The organism is Roseomonas fluvialis, assembly GCF_022846615.1.
Lineage (GTDB): Bacteria > Pseudomonadota > Alphaproteobacteria > Acetobacterales > Acetobacteraceae > Neoroseomonas > Neoroseomonas fluvialis.
Genome location: NZ_AP025637.1, coordinates 1982552 through 2001392, shown reverse-complemented (window position 1 = coordinate 2001392; position 18841 = coordinate 1982552). Strand labels below are relative to the sequence as shown.

At 70.6% G+C, this 18841-nt stretch carries 23 protein-coding genes and 1 tRNA gene; 3 read left to right on the top strand and 21 right to left on the bottom strand.

What is annotated here, in order from left to right; genetic code table 11:
• Positions 1–19 precede the first annotated feature (19 nt).
• From MWM08_RS09740 to MWM08_RS09705, 8 genes are all read right to left on the bottom strand, one after another.
• A tRNA-Pro gene (locus tag MWM08_RS09740) sits at positions 20–96 on the bottom strand.
• Between the two features lie 46 nt (positions 97–142).
• The gene (locus tag MWM08_RS09735; protein ID WP_244459240.1) at positions 143–565 is read right to left on the bottom strand and encodes a MerR family transcriptional regulator; all 423 of its coding nucleotides are present in this window, start codon (positions 563–565) and stop codon (positions 143–145) included.
• Entirely contained in the window at positions 562–867 is a 306-nt protein-coding gene (locus MWM08_RS09730; protein ID WP_244459239.1) for an integration host factor subunit alpha, read from the bottom strand. Before MWM08_RS09730 ends, MWM08_RS09735 begins: the two co-directional genes overlap by 4 nt.
• Positions 868–1106: 239 nt before the next feature.
• Positions 1107–2087, bottom strand: coding sequence for a beta-ketoacyl-ACP synthase III (locus tag MWM08_RS09725; RefSeq protein WP_279323241.1), 981 nt, complete (start codon positions 2085–2087; stop codon positions 1107–1109).
• A 14-nt stretch (positions 2088–2101) separates the two neighbouring features.
• A complete protein-coding gene (gene plsX / locus MWM08_RS09720; RefSeq protein ID WP_255751398.1) occupies positions 2102–3154 on the bottom strand; it encodes a phosphate acyltransferase PlsX in 1053 nt (350 codons plus the stop codon).
• A 38-nt stretch (positions 3155–3192) separates the two neighbouring features.
• A complete protein-coding gene (gene rpmF, locus MWM08_RS09715; protein ID WP_230164179.1) occupies positions 3193–3393 on the bottom strand; it encodes a 50S ribosomal protein L32 in 201 nt (66 codons plus the stop codon).
• A gap of 196 nt (positions 3394–3589) precedes the next feature.
• Positions 3590–4096, bottom strand: coding sequence for a YceD family protein (locus MWM08_RS09710; RefSeq protein ID WP_244459238.1), 507 nt, complete (start codon positions 4094–4096; stop codon positions 3590–3592).
• Complete coding sequence (locus tag MWM08_RS09705) at positions 4086–4640, bottom strand: ubiquinol-cytochrome C chaperone family protein (protein ID WP_244459237.1); 555 nt, start codon at positions 4638–4640, stop codon at positions 4086–4088. Before MWM08_RS09705 ends, MWM08_RS09710 begins: the two co-directional genes overlap by 11 nt.
• Positions 4641–4707: 67 nt before the next feature.
• On the opposite strand from MWM08_RS09705, the gene MWM08_RS09700 reads away from it, so the two are divergent.
• Complete coding sequence (locus MWM08_RS09700; RefSeq protein ID WP_244459236.1) at positions 4708–5217, top strand: outer membrane protein assembly factor BamE; 510 nt, start codon at positions 4708–4710, stop codon at positions 5215–5217.
• Between the two features lie 146 nt (positions 5218–5363).
• On the opposite strand, the gene MWM08_RS09695 is transcribed toward MWM08_RS09700, so the two are convergent.
• From MWM08_RS09695 to glyA, 10 genes are all read right to left on the bottom strand, one after another.
• Complete coding sequence (locus tag MWM08_RS09695; RefSeq protein WP_244459235.1) at positions 5364–6563, bottom strand: MFS transporter; 1200 nt, start codon at positions 6561–6563, stop codon at positions 5364–5366.
• A 264-nt stretch (positions 6564–6827) separates the two neighbouring features.
• Positions 6828–7796, bottom strand: a complete 969-nt coding sequence (gene thiL, locus MWM08_RS09690; protein WP_244459234.1) for a thiamine-phosphate kinase — start codon at positions 7794–7796, stop codon at positions 6828–6830.
• A complete protein-coding gene (gene nusB, locus MWM08_RS09685) occupies positions 7793–8287 on the bottom strand; it encodes a transcription antitermination factor NusB (protein WP_244459233.1) in 495 nt (164 codons plus the stop codon). Before nusB ends, thiL begins: the two co-directional genes overlap by 4 nt.
• Positions 8284–8769: a 6,7-dimethyl-8-ribityllumazine synthase gene (ribH, locus tag MWM08_RS09680; RefSeq protein WP_244459232.1), complete on the bottom strand. Its 486-nt coding sequence runs from the start codon at positions 8767–8769 to the stop codon at positions 8284–8286. Before ribH ends, nusB begins: the two co-directional genes overlap by 4 nt.
• A complete protein-coding gene (gene ribB, locus MWM08_RS09675) occupies positions 8766–9896 on the bottom strand; it encodes a 3,4-dihydroxy-2-butanone-4-phosphate synthase (RefSeq protein ID WP_244459231.1) in 1131 nt (376 codons plus the stop codon). The genes ribH and ribB overlap by 4 nt, the downstream gene beginning before the upstream one ends.
• Positions 9893–10504, bottom strand: coding sequence for a riboflavin synthase (locus MWM08_RS09670; protein WP_244459230.1), 612 nt, complete (start codon positions 10502–10504; stop codon positions 9893–9895). Before MWM08_RS09670 ends, ribB begins: the two co-directional genes overlap by 4 nt.
• On the bottom strand, positions 10486–11604 hold the full coding sequence (gene ribD, locus MWM08_RS09665) for a bifunctional diaminohydroxyphosphoribosylaminopyrimidine deaminase/5-amino-6-(5-phosphoribosylamino)uracil reductase RibD (RefSeq protein ID WP_244459229.1): 1119 nt from the start codon (positions 11602–11604) through the stop codon (positions 10486–10488). Before ribD ends, MWM08_RS09670 begins: the two co-directional genes overlap by 19 nt.
• Positions 11605–11653: 49 nt before the next feature.
• Positions 11654–12304, bottom strand: coding sequence for a zinc metallopeptidase (locus tag MWM08_RS09660; RefSeq protein ID WP_244459228.1), 651 nt, complete (start codon positions 12302–12304; stop codon positions 11654–11656).
• Between the two features lie 30 nt (positions 12305–12334).
• On the bottom strand, positions 12335–12790 hold the full coding sequence (gene nrdR, locus MWM08_RS09655) for a transcriptional regulator NrdR (RefSeq protein ID WP_244459227.1): 456 nt from the start codon (positions 12788–12790) through the stop codon (positions 12335–12337).
• A 10-nt stretch (positions 12791–12800) separates the two neighbouring features.
• Positions 12801–14135 carry a serine hydroxymethyltransferase gene (gene glyA / locus MWM08_RS09650; protein WP_244459226.1) on the bottom strand — a complete coding sequence of 445 codons (1335 nt, stop codon included), beginning with the start codon at positions 14133–14135 and terminating at the stop codon, positions 12801–12803.
• 148 nt (positions 14136–14283) lie between these two features.
• Here glyA and MWM08_RS09645 point away from each other — a divergent pair, with 148 nt between their 5' ends.
• Positions 14284–15096 carry a class I SAM-dependent methyltransferase gene (locus MWM08_RS09645; RefSeq protein ID WP_244459225.1) on the top strand — a complete coding sequence of 271 codons (813 nt, stop codon included), beginning with the start codon at positions 14284–14286 and terminating at the stop codon, positions 15094–15096.
• Between the two features lie 85 nt (positions 15097–15181).
• Here the strand turns inward: MWM08_RS09645 and rpiB are convergent, their stop codons facing one another.
• Both rpiB and MWM08_RS09635 read right to left on the bottom strand, forming a co-directional pair.
• Complete coding sequence (gene rpiB / locus MWM08_RS09640) at positions 15182–15622, bottom strand: ribose 5-phosphate isomerase B (protein ID WP_244459224.1); 441 nt, start codon at positions 15620–15622, stop codon at positions 15182–15184.
• 21 nt (positions 15623–15643) lie between these two features.
• On the bottom strand, positions 15644–16504 hold the full coding sequence (locus tag MWM08_RS09635) for an FkbM family methyltransferase (RefSeq protein WP_244459223.1): 861 nt from the start codon (positions 16502–16504) through the stop codon (positions 15644–15646).
• A 234-nt stretch (positions 16505–16738) separates the two neighbouring features.
• Between MWM08_RS09635 and MWM08_RS09630 the strand changes: the two genes are divergently transcribed.
• The gene (locus tag MWM08_RS09630) at positions 16739–17701 is read left to right on the top strand and encodes a glycosyltransferase family 61 protein (RefSeq protein ID WP_244459222.1); all 963 of its coding nucleotides are present in this window, start codon (positions 16739–16741) and stop codon (positions 17699–17701) included.
• A gap of 4 nt (positions 17702–17705) precedes the next feature.
• Here the strand turns inward: MWM08_RS09630 and MWM08_RS09625 are convergent, their stop codons facing one another.
• Positions 17706–18833: a capsular polysaccharide export protein, LipB/KpsS family gene (locus tag MWM08_RS09625; RefSeq protein WP_244459221.1), complete on the bottom strand. Its 1128-nt coding sequence runs from the start codon at positions 18831–18833 to the stop codon at positions 17706–17708.
• Between the last annotated feature and the right edge of the window lie 8 nt (positions 18834–18841).

Below are 18841 nucleotides of genomic sequence, written 5' to 3'. Positions count from 1 at the left end.
TTGAGGGATCAAGTCAAAATGGTCGGGCAGGCGGGATTCGAACCCACGACCCCCAGTCCCCCAGACTGATGCGCTACCAGGCTGCGCTACTGCCCGACCGAGGCGCGCGGTGTAGCACCCGCGACGCCGGCGTGAAACCCCCTCAGGCCGACATCGCGCGCAGCGCGCGGGCGATGTCCTCGAGCTCGGCGAGCGCTGCGCGCAGCGCGGCCATCTCCTGCTCCTCGGCGGCCGGCGGCGGGTCCCCCAGCGGCAGTTCCGCGGTGGCCGCCTGCGGGCCTTCGTCGGTGCCGTCGCGCAGCAGGCGCTGCACGCCCTTGATCGTGTAGCCCTGGGTGTAGAGCAGGTCGGAGATGCGCCGCAGCAGCGCGATGTCCTCGGGCCGGTAGTAGCGCCGCCCGCCGCCGCGCTTGAGCGGCTTGAGCTGCGGGAACTTGGTTTCCCAGAAGCGCAGCACGTGCTGCGGGATGTGCAGGTCGTCCGCCACCTCGCTGATGGTGCGGAAGGCAGTGGGCGCCTTGCGGGTCTTGGTACGGGCCTCGGCCTCGGGCAGGTCGTCGCTCATTCGTCGCTGCCCACCGGTTCGTTGTTGATGCGCGCCTTGAGCACCTGCGACGGGCGGAAGGACAGCACCTTGCGCGGCAGGATCGGCACCTCGATGCCGGTCTTGGGGTTGCGGCCCACGCGCTGGCCCTTCTGCCGCACCAGGAAGGTGCCGAAGGCGGAGATCTTGACCGGCTCGCCCGCCTCGAGCGCGGCGGACATGCGTTCGAGGACCGTCTCGAGCAAGGCGGCGCTTTCGTTGCGGGACAAACCGACACTGGCGTAGACCGCCTCGGCCAGTTGCGCGCGCGTGACCGTGTTCATGCCGTCATTGCCCCGCAGGTACTTGATCCTGCAAGAAAACCGGTAAGCCGGGCGGAGGTCAACAGGTATTGCCCTCAGGCGCCGGCACGCGCCGGCTTGGCTTGCGCGCCGTGCACAGCGGCGCCAGGCGCCGCGGGCAGGTTGGGTATGGTCGCGCCCTGTGCGCGCGGATCGCGCCGATGCGCGATCCGATATGGCTCCGGAGGAGACTTTGCGATCCACCGGGCTGCGGCGTCCGGTCAGAAGCGCGCCAGCGCCGCACCCCAGGTGAGTCCGCCGCCGATCGCTTCCATCACCACCAGGTCGCCATCGGCGATGCGCCCGTCGCGCCGCGCCTCGGCCAGCGCCAGCGGAATCGACGCGGCCGAAGTATTGGCGTGGCGTTCCACCGTGACCACCACGCGCTCGGCCGGCAGGTGCAGCTTGCGGCCCATCGCCTCGATGATGCGGGCATTCGCCTGGTGCGGCACCAACCAGTTGATGTCGGCATGGGTCATGCCGTTCGCGGCCAGCGCCTCATCGACCACCGCCGCCAACTTGGTGACAGCGTGGCGGAACACTTCCTTTCCCGCCATGCGCAGAACGCCTGGCCCGCCGGTGGAACCCGCGCCACCCTCGATGTGCAGGATGTCGCCGTGGCGGCCATCTGCATGCAGGTGGCAGGACAGGATGCCGCGGTCCGCCGTGGTGCCGGCAGCCTGTTCCGCGCGCAGCAGCACCGCGCCGGCGCCATCGCCGAACAGCACGCAGGTGCCGCGGTCGGTCCAGTCGAGGATGCGCGAATAGACCTCGGTCCCGGTCACCAGGACGCAGCGCGCCTGGCCGGCGCGGATCAGGCTGTCGGCGACACCCAGCGCATAGACGAAGCCAGTGCAGGCCGCCGCCATGTCGAAGGCGAAGCCGCGCGTCGCGCCGATCCTGGCCTGGATGCGCACCGCGGTCGCGGGAAAGGCGGAATCGGGGGTGGAGGTCGCGACCAGGATGGCATCGACCTCGGATGCATCGACGCCGGCATGGGCCAGCGCGTCGCGCGCCGCGGCCGCGCCCATGTCGGATGCGGTCTCGTTCGGCGCGGCCAGGTGGCGGAAGCCGATGCCGGTGCGTTCGCGGATCCAGGCGTCGGAGGTATCGAGGCCATGCATCGCCGCGAGTTCGTCGTTCGACACGCGCCGTTCCGGCAAATAAGCGCCGCAGCCGGCGATGGTCGCGCGCAGAACCATGGACGTCGATGCTTTCAGCGAGGGTCGGCCGCGACGCGCGGGCCGGCCGTGGACAGGCGAGTCAGGCCCTCACGGATACGCTCGTTGAAGCCGTGCGTCACCATGTCCATCGCGACATCGACGGCATGTGCGAAGCCGAGCGCATCCGCCCCGCCATGGGACTTCACGACCACGCCGTTCAACCCGATCAGGATCGCGCCGTTGTACCGGCGCGGGTCCATCCATTCGCGCAGCCGGTCGAGGGCCGGGCGCGCCAGCAGGTAGCCGAGCCGCGCCGGCACGCTGGAGGTGAACACCTGGCGCAGCAGGTCGCGCATCAGCTTGAGCGCGCCCTCTCCGGTTTTCAGCGCGACATTGCCAGTGAAGCCGTCGGTCACGATCACATCCGTGGTGCCGGCGGTGATGTCGTGGCCTTCGACGAAGCCGCGGAACTGCGCGCCGATATGCGAATCGCGCAGCACCTCGGCCGCCGCACGCACGCGGTCATCGCCCTTCAGCTCCTCCGACCCCACGTTCAGCAGGCCGATCGACGGGCTGGTGAGGCCGAGCACGGCGCGCGCGAACGCATCGCCCATCACGGCGAATTCAACGAGGTTACGCGCATCGCACTGCACATTGGCGCCGAGGTCGAGCAGCACCACGTCGCCGCGCGCCGAGGGCCCGATCGCGGCCAACGCCGGCCGGTCGATCTCGGGCATGGTCTTGATGACGATCTTGGACAGCGCCATCAGCGCGCCGGTATTGCCGGCCGAGACGATGCCCGCCGCCTCGCCGGTCGCGACGGCGTCGATCGCCATGCGCATCGACGAATTGCGGATGCGCAGCGCAGCGGTCGGCTTCAGGTCCGATGAGATGCGATCGGGCGCGTGGCGCAGCGAGCAGGCGCGCGCGGCCCGCTTGCGCCGCGCCAGCCCGCCGGCCACCAGGGCCTCGTCGCCGACCAGCAGGAAGCGCGCATCGGGGTGCCGCTCCGCCGCCAGCTCAAGCCCGTCGAGCACCACATCGGGCGCGTGGTCGCCGCCCATGGCGTCGATCGCGAGCGAGAAAAGCGGCGCGGCCTGCGGCACGATCAGTGACCCCCGCGTGCGGGCGTGCTCACCGCGCGTCAGCTGCGGATGGTCTGGCCCACGCGCTCGGCGGCCACGACCTCGCGCCCGTCATAGTGCCCGCAATGGGAGCAGACGTGGTGCGGGCGCTTCAGCTCGCCGCAATTGGAGCACTCCTGGTAGGAGGGCACGCTCAGCGCCTCGTGGCTGCGGCGCATGCCGCGGCGGGAGGGCGAAACCTTCTTCTTCGGAACGGCCATGGTGCCGAGCCTCTTTCATCAATCAACGTGCAGGATAGCGGGAGGGCGGGGCATTACCACCCGCTCCGGACGGGCGCAAGGCTTCCCGCGGGCTGGCGCCATTTCGGCCCGCCCTGGCGCGCCGCCACGTGTCCAGCCATTCGGTTTCGCGCGCGTCTTCACCCGATCGGATGCATGCATCCGGCCGGATCTGCCCTTAGCCCTGCGTGCCGCCGGGGCGGCGCAGCGCGGCCAGCGCCCCGAACGCGCCACCCGTGCCATCGCCGGTGATCTCGGCCGGCAGTTCGGCGCCCGGGGCGCGCGGATAGGGGTCGAGTGCCAGGGCCAGCTGCTCGGCCATTGCCTCGCCGAGGTCGGCGGTGTCGCCCTCGATCGGGATCTCGTCCGGCCCCTCGGGGTCGTCGGAGGGGTCCTCGCCAGGCGGCAGCAGGCGCAGCGCCACCGCGTCCTCGACCCGCTGCGCCACGGGCTCGAGGCTCACCACGCAGGACTGCACCACATCGGCCCGGAGCATGCCGGTCACCATGACGCCGCCGCCGGGTTCGGGGCGCAGCAGCAGCGTGGCCTCCAGCCACTCCACGGCCGGGATCGCGAAGCGCTTCGCCAGGGCCGCGCACTCGGCCGGGCTGGCGCGCAGGTGTTCCTCGCGCCCGGCCTCGGGCAGGCGGGCGAGCGAGACGGGCCGGGAGAATTCAGGCGCCATGGGTCCCCTCCAGCACCGGCAGGAAGGTGGCGCGGCCGGCCACCAACGCCGTGATGTCCTGGCCGGCCAGGTGGGCCGCCTGCGCCCGGGCGCGGCCGGCCAGCGCGGCGGGGGCGCCGGGTGCGGCCTCGCCACGCCAGACGTTGCGTTCCAGCGCCTCGGCCAGGGCGCCGGCCTCGGGCGAATCGAGCGCCGCCTCATAGGCCAGGGCACGGCCGTGGAAGGCCTCCCACAGGCCGCGCACCCGCTTGCCGACGGACAAGTCGCCGACCCCCATCTCGCGCAGGTTCACGTCCATGTCGGCGAACATCGCGTCGAACACCGCCTGGGCCAGGGCGGGGCCGCGCGGGTCGGAGTCGGTGCGCAGGCGGCGGATCAGCAGCGCGACATGCAGGCTGACCAGGTCGAAGCGGCCCTCGACCGTGTCGGGCACGCCGAGTTCCGCGAACAGCCGGGGCTCGCGCGCCGCGGCCACGGCGGCGCCGTAGAGCTCGAACCCGGCCCGTTCGTGCGGGCGGCGGCGGAACATGGCAAGCAGGCCCATGGCGGCGTGGCACTCCGGCCGCCAAGCCGGTTGACCCGGGGGCGGCATGCTGTCTATTGCCGCGGACATGGCCCGCCCCACCCGATCGGTCAACGCACGCCTGCCAGTCCTCGCACTCGTCGTCCTGCTGGGCGGCTGCGGCTGGATCACGGACACGCTGGGGCCGCCACCCGTCGAACGCGGCAACCGGATCGATCCGGACCGGCTGACCCAGATCACCCCGGGCGTGCAGACCCGCACCGATGTCGAGACGCTGCTCGGATCGCCGACCGCCCGCAGCACATTCGACGACGACAACTGGTACTACATCAGCGCACGCACCCGGCTGCAGCCCGCCCGTTTCCTTGAGGTCGAGGACCGCCGCGTGGTCGCCATCTCGTTCAACCGCCAGGGGGTGGTGAGCAGCATCCGCGAACTCGGCGCTGCCGACGGGCGCAACGTGGCCATGGTGGCGCGCGAGACACCCGTGCCCGGCAATGAACGCACGCTGCTGCAGGCGCTGTTCGGCAATCTCGGTCGGCCCGGCCTGGCGGGGACCGGCGCGACAAACCCGGCCAATACCGGGGGCCGCTTCTGAAGTCTGGTTTGAGGGTGCGCTTCCTGGCGCAGTCTCAAGTGCCGGCCCGACGCGCCGCAGAACGGCTCGGGCGCGGCTGACGACACTCCGGCAAACCTGCGCAGCACCGCCGACGCATCGGCGCCGGGTGTCTGGTGGCCGGCGCGTCAGGCCGCGCTGCCGACCGCCTGGCGCCCGCGCCATGCCTGCCAGCCGAGCACAGCCAGCGCCAGGATGACCGCCGGCACGGTGACCAGGTTCAGCATCTCCCACCCCGCCTGCGCATGCACGGCGCCGGAGGCGAAGGCGGTGCAGGCCACCGTGCCGAACACCAGCACGTCGTTGGCCGCCTGGGCGCGCACCCGTTCCTCGGGCGCATGGGCGGTCGCCAGCAGCTGGGTCGCGCCCACGAACATGAAGTTCCAGCCGATGCCCAGCAGCACCAGCGCCACGGTGAAATGCCCGAAGGACCGCCCGGTCACCGCGACGACGGCACAGCCCGCCGTGAGCACCGCGCCCGCCACGATCACCTGGCGCAGCCCGAAGCGCGTGATGAGCCGCCCGGTGACAAAGCCAGGCGCGAACATCGCCACCGCATGCAGCTGGATGACGGTGGCGGAGGCCCCGATCCCGAAGCCGCAGAGCATCATCTCGAGCGGGGTCGAGGTCATCACCAGGTTCATGGTGCCATAGGCCACCATCCCCGCCAGGGCGGCAGTCATGAAGGCCGGGCGGCGCATGATATCGAGCACAGGCGTCGATACCTTGGGCCGCGGCGGCGCCGGCGGCAGGTCCACCACCGCCAGGATCGCCATGCAGATCGGCGGCAGCAAGGCCAGCATCAGGTAAGTGCCCAGGAACAGGAAGGGCACCAGCATGTCCTTGGTGTGCTTCACCAGTTCAGGCCCGATCACGGCCGAGGCGATGCCCCCCGCCATCACCAGCGCGATGGCGCGCGGACGATAGGACGGGGTGGCGACCTCGGCGGCGGCGAAGCGGTAGTGCTGCGAGATGCCGAAGCCGAGCCCACCCGGGATCGCGCCCAGGCAATAGATCAGGAAATCCCCGCGCCAGACGCCCAGCGCGAAGATCAGCGACCCGGCCAGCGCACCGGCCGCGCCCATGATGAATCCCGCACGCCGTCCGAAGCGGGCAAACACGATGCCGGCCGGGATCGAGGCACACATCGTGGCCAGCATCTGCAGCGCCATGGGCAGGGTCGCGAGCGCCTTGTCCTCGGCCAGCGAATGGCCGATCAGCGCGCCCATGGCCACCTGGCCGATCATGCTCGCACCCATCAGCGCCTGGCAGCAGAACAGCAGCCAGACATTGCGCTTCATGCGCGCGGGGTCGGTGGTGTCGGGCACGGGCGTTCCTCGGGCGGCGCCGGGCGGTGGCGCGGCTTGCCATGACAGATGCCGGAACATGCGCTGTTGCGCAAAGGGCGGGGACCGCAGCCCTGCCCTGCGCGCCGGGCGATGCGCCACGCGCACCGCCCGGCGGCGGCCTGCCGCAGACCGACCGGACCCGAAGCGCGAGAGACGATGACCATGCGTCGCAACGCGAAGGCCGCGCACGGCGCGCGCCCGGGCGGCGCGCGGCCCAGCGGCCGAACCGCCGGGTGCGACGGATCAGAAGTGGCTCCAGCCCTCGCGCCGCAGGTCGATCGCAGCGCCCGCGGCATCACGCACCAGCACCGCCGGCGGGCCGGCAACCATGCGCCCGATGCGCAACACGGGCGTGCCCACGCGGTCTGCCGCGGCCGTGATGGCCGGCGCCGCCGCCGGCGCCGCGGTGAACAGCAATTCGTAATCGTCCCCGCCGGTGAGGATCGTGGACATCAACGCCGGATCGGCGGCGAAGCACGCGCGTGCGGCCGGCGAAAGCGGCAGCGCATCGGCCGCGATCTCCGCCCCGCACCCCGCCGCGCGGCACAGGTGGCCGAGGTCCTGCACCAGGCCGTCCGACACATCCATCCCGGCATGGGCGAGCCCGGCGATGGCCTGGCCCAGCGCCAGGCGCGGCTGCGGCAGCCGGTAGCGCGCCGCGAGATGCCCCGCTTCGTCGTCACGCAGGCCATTGCGCAGCACCCGCAGCCCGAGTGCCCCGTCGCCGATCGTGCCAGAGACCCAGACGTCATCCCCCGCCCGCGCGCCGTCGCGCCGCAGCGCCGCGCCGGGTGCGACCGTGCCGAGGATGGTCAGCGACAGGCAGGTCGGCCCCGGCGTGACCGTCGTGTCCCCACCCAGCACCTGCAGGCCGAATTCCGCTTGGTCCTGCGCCAGGCCGCGGACGAAGCCGGCGATCCAGTCCTCGGTGACGCCGCGCGCGAAGGAGGTCGTCATCAGGTAGCCGAGCGGCACCGCACCCATCGCCGCCAGATCCGACAGGTTCACCCGCAGCAGCTTGCGCCCGATGGTGTCGGGCGGGTCGTCGGGGAGGTAGTGCACGCCCTCGACCATGGCATCGGCGGCGATGACCAGGTGGCGGCCGGGCGGGACAGCCAGCACCGCCGCGTCGTCGGCAAGGTCGAGCGCGCCCTGCCCTGCCAGCGGCCGGAAATGCCGCGCGATCAGCGCGAATTCCGGCGGCAGGCTCACTGCGCCGCCCCGAACTCCTGCGGGCGCAGCGCGTGGGCCATGGCGTCGAGCACGCCATTGGCGAAGCGTGCCGTGTCCTCATCAAGGAAGCCGCGCACGACATCGAGGTATTCGTTGATCACCACCCGCGCGGGCGGGTCCTTCGCCGCCAGCAATTCCGCCGCGGCGGCGCGCAGCACGGCGCGCAGCACGGGGTCGAGGCGCTCGAGCGTCCAGTCCTTGTTCAGATGTGCGCGGATCTCGGCATCGCCGGCCTCGGCCCCGGTGGCGGCGGCGCGCAGGATGGCTTCGAACAGCGGGATATGCGCGAGCGGCACGGCGCCTTCGTCGAAGCCTTCCGCGCCCTCCCCGGCGCCGATGCGGTGGCGGATGAACTGGTCGGCGACGGTCTCGGCGCTCTCCCCGGTCTGCTCGGACTGGAACAGGGCCTGCACGGCGGCGACGCGCGCGCCGGTGCGCGGGCGGCCGGCCGGATTCTGGCGCTGGCTCATCCCGCGATGCCCCAGCCACGGGCGATGCCGATCTGCGTCAGCACGGCATGCGCCGCCTCGGCGCCCTTGTTCATGCGGTCGTCGCGCGAACGCGCCTCGGCCTGCGCCAGGCTGTCCACCGTCAGCAGACCGAAGCCGATCGCCGCCGCGTGCTTCGTCGAGAGGTCCATCACGCCATGACAGATGGCGTCGCAGATGAAGGTGTAGTGGTCGGTCTCGCCCTTCACGACGCAACCGAGCAGCAGGAAGCCGTCCCAGCGGCGCGGCGAGGCCAACGCCATGGCCAGTGCGCCGGGCAGTTCGTAGGCGCCGGCGACCTCGACCGTCTCGATGGTCGCGGCGACGTCGGCCAGGACGCGTTCGGCGCCATGGCGCATGCCGTCCACCACGTCGCGGTAGTAGGGCGCGGCGATGACCAGGATACGCGGGGCCGGCCCGGCCAGCGTGGCGGCGCCGCGCTCGGGGGAATCGAGGGTGCTCAAGATGCAGTGTCCGATGCGATGGGGCGTGTCTCGACATCCTCGAGCCCATAGCCTTCGAGGCCGACGATCGGGCGGGGATGGTTGGACAGGCGGATGATGCGCGACAGGCCGAGATCGGCCAGGATCTGCGCGCCGATGCCGTAGTCGCGCAATTCCGGCGCGAGCGTGCGTCCGCGGCCGCGGCGGATCTGGTCGGACAGGCCATCGGCGCGGCCGTCGCGCAGCAGCACCACGACGCCGCGACCGGCCTCGGCGATCATGCGCATCGCGCCGTGCAATTCGCCGAGCGTGCGCCCCGCCACCAGGTCGTTGATGAGCGAGGCGGCGTGCATGCGCACCAGCACCGGTTCCGTCCCGGTGATGTCACCCTTGACCAGGGCCAAGTGCTCACCGGGACTGACCGTGCTGGCATAGACCACGGCGCGCCAGTCGCCGCCGATCGCCCGCGGCAGGGTGCTGTCCTCGACGCGCTGCACCAGGCGTTCGGTGCGGCGGCGATGGGCGATCAGGTCGGCGATGGTGCCGAGCTTCAACCCGTGATGCTGCGCGAAGGCGACCAGGTCGGGCATGCGCGCCATGGTGCCGTCGTCATTCATGATCTCGCAGATCACGCCGGACGGGTTGAGGCCCGCCATGCGCGCAAAATCCACCGCGGCTTCCGTGTGCCCGGCGCGCACCAGCGTGCCGCCCTCGCGTGCCACCAGCGGGAAGACATGGCCGGGGGTGACGATATGCTCGCGCCCGAGTTCCGGGTTGATCGCGACCGCCACGGTGCGCGAGCGGTCGGCGGCGGAGATGCCAGTGGTGACACCGTCGCGTGCCTCGATGGAGACGGTGAAGGCGGTCTGGTGGCGGGTGCCGTTCGACTGCGCCATCAGCGGCAGGCCGAGCTGGTCGACGCGCGAGCGCGTCATGGCCAGGCAGATCAGCCCGCGGGCGAAGCGGGCCATGAAGTTGATGGCGTCAGGTGTGGCGAATTGCGCGGGGATGACGAGGTCGCCCTCGTTCTCGCGGTCCTCGTCATCCACCAGGATGAACATGCGCCCGCGGCGCGCTTCCTCGAGCAGTTCCTCGGTGGGCGACAGGAATTCGGAGAAGGAGGTACGGACGGTCTCGGTCGCGCTCAACGCTCGTACTCCCGCAGGCGCGCCACGTAGCGCGCCATCATGTCGACCTCGATGTTCACGCGGTCGCCGGGCTGCAGCGTGCCGAAGGTGGTGACCGAGGCGGTATGGGGGATGATGTTGACCCCGAACACCTCCCCGTCAACCTGGTTGACGGTCAGTGAGACGCCGTCGATGGCGACCGAGCCCTTGGGCGCGATGAAGGGCGCGATGGCACGCGGCACGCGGAAGCGCCAGCGGACCGATGCGTTCTCGGGCGTGGCCGAGACCACCTCCCCCACCCCATCCACATGTCCGGCGACGAGGTGGCCGCCGAGTTCGTCACCGATGCGCAGCGCGCGTTCGAGGTTGATGCGCGCGCCCTTGGTCCAGGCGCCGGCGGTGGTCTTGGCCACAGTCTCGGCCGAGCAATCCACGCTGAAGGCATCGGCGGCGAGATGCACGACGGTCAGGCACACGCCCGAGCACGCGATGGAAGCGCCGAGCACCGCCGGCACCGGCGCTGTGAGGAAGGCCGGGTCGGTGCCGATCACCAGGCGCAGATCGTGGCCGCCGCCGATCGGCAGGATGTCCCGCACGCTGCCGAGCGCGGTCACGATGCCGGTGAACATGGGGGGCTCTCCTCGAATTCGGTCAGGATATCGGGCCCGAGGGTGCGGACGGCTACCCTGCGGAAGCGAGGCATGGCGGCGAGGGCGGCGAGGCGCAAGCCCTCGGCGGCGGGCCAGCCATCTGCGCCCATGATTCCCGGGGCGTGGAACCAGGCGAGGCGGTCGACCAGGCGCGCACGGAGCAGCCCGGCGGCGAGGCCGGCACCGCCCTCGGCCAGCACGCGGGTGACGCCGCGGCGCGCCAGGGCCGCGAGCAACGCGCGCAGGTCGAGGCCGCCGGCAGGATCGGCGGGGACGGTCTGCACCGCGACGCCGGCGGCGATGTAGGGCGCGAGCGCGGCGGGCGGATGGCCGGGCGCGGTGATGATGCAACTCGGCGCGGCGGTGGCGGTCGCGACCAGGCGGGCGGTCGCGGGCGTGCGGAGTCGCGCATCGGCCACCACGCGCAGCATGGGGACGCGCTCCATCCCGGGGATGCGGCAGGTGAGGTCCGGGTCGTCCGCCACCACGGTGCCGGAGCCGACCAGGATAGCGTCGTGGCGGGCGCGCAGGGCATGGACCTCCCGCCGCGCCTCCGGGCCGGTGATCCAGCGGGACTCGCCGGTGGCGGTGGCGATGCGGCCATCCAGCGTGGAGGCGAGCTTCAGGGTCACGACGGGCAACCCGGCCTCGATCCGGCGGAAGAAGCCGGCGTTCAGCGCGCGGGCCTCGGCCTCGCAGAGCCCTTCCTCGACCACGATGGCGGCGGCGCGCAGGCGGTCCAGGCCGCGGCCGTTCACCCGCGGATCGGGGTCGCGCATGGCGGCGACCACGCGGGCGATGCCGGCGGCTTCCAGGGCCTCGCAGCAGGGCGGCGTCCGGCCGTGGTGGGAACAGGGTTCCAGCGTGACATAGGCGGTGGCGCCACGGGCCTTTGGGCCGGCGCGGCGGATCGCCTCGGTCTCGGCATGCGGGCGCCCGCCCGGCTGCGTCCAGCCGCGGCCGACCACCTGGCCATGGCGCACCAGCACGCAGCCGACCGCCGGGTTCGGCCAGGCATTGCCGAGGCCGCGGCGGGCGAGCGCCAGTGCGGCGCGCATGTGGTGGAGGTCGTCGGACATCGGGGCCGCGGTTTGTCGCGCGGCGGGAGGCGGCCGGCAAGCGCGGCGGTCAGCGGATGACGCGCGCGAGTTGTAGCAGCGACAGGAACGTCCCCGCCACATACGTCATGGCCGCCGCGCGCAACACCCGCTGCGCCGACGCCAGGTCCCGTTCCGCCAGATAGCCGCCCGCCCGCAACGCCGGCAGTGCGCGCGCGAACGACGCATCGAATTCCAGCGGCAGCGTCACCAGTTGCAGCCCCACCGACAGCACGAAGACCGCCAGCGCCAGCAGCATGGAGGGCAGCACCAGGTGCCCCGCCCCCGCCACCACGCCCAGCAGCGGCAGCACGGTCATCAGCGCGATCGCCAAGCCACGCAGGGGCGTGATGGCCCGCGCCAGCACCAGCCGCAGGTTGAACAGCCGTGCGCCGTCGCGGTGCTGCACCGCGTGCGCGACCTCATGCGCCGCGACCGCGACGGCGGTGACGGACCGGCCATCGTGGTGTTCGGGCGACAGCCGCACCGCCAGCGCGGCCGGGTCGTAGTGGTCGCCTTGGTCGGTGGGTTCGACCGTCACATGCGGCAGCCCAGCCTCGTCCAGCAGATGCCGCGCGAGTTCCCCGGCGGTGCACGGCAGGTCCGGCCGGTCGTCGCCATGCCGCGCCATGGCCCATTTCACATAGGCCATGGGGCCGAACAGCAGCAGGATCAGAAGCACGCCACCGACGATGACCATCGCCGCGCGCCGTCAGTCCTTCTGGCCGAGTTCGCCGAGGAAAGCCTGGAAATCCTTCGCCTCGCCGAAATTGCGATAGACGCTGGCGAAGCGGACATAGGCCACCTGGTCGAGTTCGCGCAGGCTCTCCATGACCAGTTCGCCGATCTTGCGCGAGGCGATCTCGGTCTCGCCTTCCGTCTCGAGCCGGCGCTGGATGGAATTGACCAGGCGCTCGATGCGGTCCTCGTCGACCGGGCGCTTGCGCAGGGCCACGCGGATGGACCGTGCCAGCTTCTCGCGGTCGAAGGGCGCACGGCGGCCGTCGGTCTTGAGCACCGTGATCTCGCGCAGCTGCACACGCTCAAAGGTCGTGAAGCGCGCCCCGCAGGACGGGCACGCCCGGCGGCGTCGGATCGCCGCGCTGTCCTCGGCGGGCCGGCTATCCTTCACCTGGGTGTCCTCGGCGCCGCAGAAGGGGCACTTCATCGGGCGTGCCTCAGTACACGGGGAAGCGGCGGCAGAGCTCCAGCACCTTGGCCGCGACGGCCGTCTCGACCGCGGTGTTCACGCCATCGGCGTTAGACGCGGCGGCCCCGTCGAGCACCTCGCCGATCAGTTTCCCGATCTCGCGGAACTCCACCGTGCCAAAACCACGCGTGGTGCCGGCGGGGGTGCCGAGCCGCACGCCGGAGGTCACCATCGGCTTTTCCGGGTCGAAGGGGATGGCGTTCTTGTTGCAGGTCAGGTGGGCGCGGTTGAGCGCGGCCTCGGCGATCTTGCCGTTCAGCTTTTTGGGGCGCAGGTCGACCAGCAGCAGGTGGTTGTCGGTGCCGCCGGTGACCAGGTCCAGGCCCTGGGCCTTCAGCTCCTCGGCCAGCGCCTGCGCATTGGCCACGATGGCGGCGGCATAGGCGCGGAAGTCGGGGCGCAGCGCCTCGCCGAAAGCGACCGCCTTGGCGGCGATGACGTGCATCAGCGGGCCGCCCTGGAGCCCCGGAAAGACGGCCGAGTTGAACTTCTTGGCCAGCGCCTCGTCATTCGTGAGGATCATGCCGCCCCGCGGGCCGCGCAGCGTCTTGTGCGTGGTGGTGGTCACGACATGCGCATGGGGGAACGGGGACGGATGCGCGCCGCCGGCCACCAGGCCCGCGAAATGCGCCATGTCGACCATGAAGATCGCGCCGACCTCGTCCGCGATGGCACGGAAGCCAGCGAAATCCCAGGTGCGGGCATAGGCCGAGCCGCCGGCGATGATCACCTTGGGCTTCGATTCGAGCGCGATGCGCCGGACCTCGGCCATGTCGATCCGCTGGTCCTCGCGCCGCACCGTGTAGGGCACCGGCTTGAACCACTTGCCCGACTGGTTGGCCGGCGATCCGTGCGTCAGGTGCCCGCCGGCGGCGAGATCCAGGCCCATGAAGGTGTCGCCCGGCTGCAGCAGGGCCAGGAAGACGGCTTGGTTGGCCTGGGCGCCGGAATGCGGCTGAACGTTGGCGAAGCCGCAGCCGAACAGCTGGCAGGCGCGTTCGATGGCCAGGCGCTCGGCGATGTCCACGGCCTCGCAGCCGCCGTAGTAGCGCCGGCCGGGGTAGCCTTCCGCATACTTGTTGGTCAGGACGGAGCCCTGGGCCTCGAGCACGGCGCGCGAGACGATGTTCTCGGACGCGATGAGCTCGATTCCGTCCTGCTGGCGCGTGAGCTCCTGCGCGACGGCGGCGGCGATGGCGGGGTCGGCGGCGGCCAGGGAGGCACCGAAGAAGCTGGCAGCGGGCGGGGCGGCGCCGGCGGCACCGTCGGGGGAGCGGGCGGGGGTGGGGGCGGGGCGGATCATAGGGCGGTTTTGCGCCGGGGGGTGTCGGGTTGGCAAGCGTTGCGCGGACAGGTCAGGCGATGATGCCCGGCACACCGGATCCGAGCCTCTCGACGGCGACGCCATTCATGCTACCTGCACCCATTGAAGGCGCGTGCAGGAGACCGGAATGTCAGCGACGGCGACAGAACAGGATGCGACTGACGCCGTCACGCAGTGGCGCGCAGGGCACATCTCCGATCCTGTGCGGCTTGCGCCACGGCTCAGCGGCGCAGGGTACCAGAGGCTCCTGGCGGCGACCCACCGCGACCTGAAGCCGCGCACGTATTTCGAGATCGGTACGCGGCTTGGAGACTCCCTGAAATGGGCCACTTGCCCGTCCGTGGCCGTCGACCCGGTGTTCCGGCTACCGGAAGGATTTGTAGAAGCCCGGCCGCGCCTGCAGCTGTTCAGCATGACGAGTGACGAATTCTTCCGCCGCCATGATCTCACGGAATGCTTGGGGGGACCCGTCGATCTCGCGTTCCTCGACGGGCTGCACCGCTTCGAATTCCTCTTGCGCGACTTCATGAACACCGAACGTCATTGCCACGCGCAATCGGCCATCCTGCTGCATGACTGCGTGCCCACCACGTCCGAGATCGTGCGCCGCGAGCAGAATGGGCCTCGCGAAGCGGCGTTCGACGTCATGCCGCGCGCCTGGGCCGGCGACGTCTGGAAGCTCATGCCCATCCTCCGGCGCTACCGCCCGGACCTGAAGATCACGGCCTTCGACGCGACCCCAACCGGCCTCGTGTTCGTGACGCGCCTCGACCCGGCCTCGACGGTATTGCGAGATCGATACGAAGACATCGTGGCGGAATTCATGGAAGCGGACATCGCCGCGATCGGCGTATCGGCGTTCGTCGCCGGATTGGCGCTGAATTCGGCGGATGCGGCCCTCGCGGCGGGACGACTGCCGGCCATGATTGCGCCGGCCTGACGCTCGGCGGGGTCTCGGCACAAGCCCCTTGCCGCGGGATTGCCGGGCCGACCTGGCCCGTGACGGCACGGCGTTCAGGACGCGTTCATGCGCCGCGGGCGGCTTCGATTTTCGCGACGCGCGGCGCATGCCGCCCACCCTCGAAAGGCGTGGCCAGAAACATGCGCAGCGCATCGATCGCCGTCTCCACGCCGATCGTGCGCGCACCGAAGCAGGCAATGTTCGCGTCGTTATGCGCGCGCGTGAGCCGCGCCTCGGTGGTGTCGTGCAAAACCGCGGCACGAACGCCGGCGTGGCGGTTCGCCGTCATGGCCATGCCGATTCCGCTGCCGCAGACCAAGATGCCGAAGGGGGCGGCACCGGAGGCGACAGCGCGCGCGACCTGCGCAGCGAAGTCGGGGTAGTCGACCGACCCCGGGCCGTGCGTGCCTAGGTCGGCGACATCGTGCCCGTCTGCCTCAAGCGCGGCCTTCAATGCCAGCTTGAGGGGGAGTCCCGCGTGGTCGCAGGCGAGGGGGATGGCCATGCTGTCAGGTCCGGTTGTTCGTCAATCTGCGACACGACCGCCGACATATTCAATCGGCCGTCGGCAAAGCTGCACGCAGACCTTCCATTCGGCGATCGGCGCGCGTTCGGGCAGCGTCGTCCAGAAGCGGTGGATAGTCCGTGTCACGAGGTCGCGCCGCGGGTCGTCGCGATGCAGGGCGATGAATTCGAAGGCGAGGTCCTTCGATGTCCAAGTCTCCGGTGTGAGCGGCCGATTGTGCAGGTCCACGGTCGCGTAGCCCATCGCGTCGAACCAAGCGAAGAATTCATCCCGGGTGTACCCGTAACGCCGGGCCGCCCCCTCGCGCGCGTTCTCGAAAATGACGGGCGGCCGGAAGGCGCCGATCAGGCGCTGCGCACCACGCATCCCATTGAAGTCGAAGCCCTCGAGGTCGAGCTTGATGAAGTCCAGACGGTCGGTCTGCACGACGTCGTCCATACGAACGACGGGGACCACGATTACCTCTTCGTCGGGACCGGGCTGGTCAGCCGCCGCCGTAACGCGGCTGAGCGCCGATCGCTTGCGATTGGCCGTGAAGCGCAGTTCGCCCGGCTGGTTGCCGAGCGCTTCATGCCGCAATTCTGCGACGCCGTCGGCCACCGCGCGGGCGAGGTTGCGCGCGAGGCCGGCAGCGGGTTCGGGATTCGGCTCGAAGCAGACCAGCCGCCCGGAAGGACCAACGAGATCGGCGAGCGGAACGGCATGCAGGCCCGCATTGGCGCCCCCGTCGACCACATGCGCTCCCGCTGCGACAAGGTGATGGTAGATATAAGAGACGAGAATCTCGAATTGACTGCCGTAGTCCGTGCGTTCCGCCTTGACCTGGGGAAAGGCAGGCGTCTGCTCGGAGCCCAAGGGCATCAATGCGCTTCTCCTATCGGTCCGGCGCCAACGCACCCGCGTCCGACATCTGCGCCACGTGGGCGCGCATTGGCAAGGGGAGGAGAGGATCGGTTGAGCCGGGACAGCCGACGGCCGGTGCAGCACTTCCCCTGCGCACGAAACGTCGTGCGGCAAAGGGCCGCGGGCATGGCGGGATCCAGTGACGGGCGGCATGGTGCGCCATGCTGTGGCGATTCGCGATCAAGGGGCACGATGACGCGCGGGCAGGGTGAAGCGACTGCTCAAGCGAGCTTGACGGTCGCTGCCGCGGCGGACGGGCTGGTCGGGCGGCGGATCACGGTCACTGCCCTGCGCAAGACGGCTAATGCGGGACTTGCCCGCTGGCAGTTCCGCGCCGCGGACGACCATGGCGAGGCGGTCGAGGCGATGCTCCTGCGCCGTTCCTATGCCCGAATGGAGATGGGCCCGGCCGAGCCCATCCTGCAGCAGGTGAGCGAACCCGCCATCTACGGCGGCATCATTGTAGATCACTACGGGCACTTTCTGCTCGAGACTCTCAATCGCGTCTGGGCGATGCGGTGCTGCCCGGACCGGCGCACGGTCTGGCACGTCACCGGCCCCACGGTGCGGCCGTGGCAGCGCGAGATCGCCGCACTGCTCGGCTTCGACTTCGACGCCGGCATCCGCGTGACCCAGGCCACGGCCTTCCAGGACCTGGTCGCGCCGGAGCCCGGCTTCGTCATCGGCGTCGGCTGTTCCCCCGAACAGGCCGAGGCTCTCGGCGCCTTCCCCGCGCGTCGCCCGATTCCTGGGCGGCGCATCTGGGTCTCGCGGTCATTGCTGCCGGCGCACAAGGGCACGCTGGTGGGCGAAGACCGCCTCGAGGCCGCGCTGCAGGAGCGCGGCTGGCTGGTGTTCCACCCACAGTTGCACGGTATACTGACGCAACTTGAAACGATGTGCGACGCTGAGGTGATCGCCGGCGTCGAGGGCTCGGCGCTGCATAGCCTGCTGTTGACCCGCGGGCTCGGTGCAGAGGTCCGCATTTTGCAGCGCGGACGCGTACTCAACCCGAACTACGACATTATCGCACGGGCGCGCGGGTTCCGGCAATCATCGACTTTCGCAGGTCTGCGCCGGATCGCGGGTAGCGGAGCGACGGCGACGCAGACGATCGAGGATTTCGACGCTGTGCTCGACTTCGTGGCGTCCTGAAGGGTCAGTTCTCGTCGATGACGTCGGCGGTCGAGCGCTTCGGGCGGACGCGGGTCAAGTGCTCGCACAGCGCGCGCAGCACCTGGCGGTCCATCGCGACCGGCTTGCGCACATCGACCTGGTAGCGGGTCATAGCGGCAAAGACGACGCGGCGGATCAGCGCCAGGTCGTGCTTCTTGAGGGCCGTGGCCAGCACGGCGCCGGTTTCGCGCGCGTCACGTACCTCGTGGCAGGCGTGGCCGTAATCCGCCTGCGCCAGGCACAGCACGGTCTTCTCGTGCAGCAGGGCCTCGAACCCAACCCCGGAGTTGGCCGTCACCACCGCGAGGCTTCCGGGAAGGAGATCATGGATCGACCCGTCGTTGACCTCCATGGCGGGGCCAACGAGGCCGTCGAGCATTTCGAGAAGCCGCGGCCAACGCCCGAAGGGATGCGGCTTCACGACCACCCTGTGCCCGGCCGCCAGTACCGACCGGATCGCTGTCTCGACAGTCGCGATGTAGTCCTTCTCGAAGCATAGCGAGATGACGCTGTCGTCGGGCACCTGGAGCGCGAAGAACACGTAGCCCGGCTCGGGCACCGAGGTCGTGGCGGCTTGCTTGCCCTTCGATATGCGGTTGCGCGTGATCTCGGCGGCGGCGCCCGCGAAGAACTGGTCCGCCGCGGCCTGGTCGATGCGCGCAAAGGTGACCGGCTTGACCGACTGCATTTCCGACCAGCCGGAATACCCGCGCCGGTCGAAATGGAACATGAACGGAAGATAGGCCATCTTGTAGTGCCATAGACCCGGCTCGAGGCCGCGCGAATGGTGCATGAAGCGGATGGCGTTGCCGATCTCGGGCGCGTGCGAACCCTGCCGATAGAAGGTCACGGTGGCGCCGATGCGTTCGAGTGCCTGCAGCAGGGCGCTGCGGAAGGTTTCGCTGCCCTGCCCGACGACATAGGACATCAGCCAGTTGGGCCGAGCGATCAGTTGCATGATCCGCGCCCTTTCGAGCGGGAGGTCGCAAGTGTCGAACTGGTCCAGCGTGCGGCGAACCTGTGGCACAAAAATGTGATTGGCCCGGAAATACGCGTCCAGGAGCTTGTCGGGCGGCAACAGCTCCATCGTGGCGATGTCAGCCTTGGCCATTGCTGCCC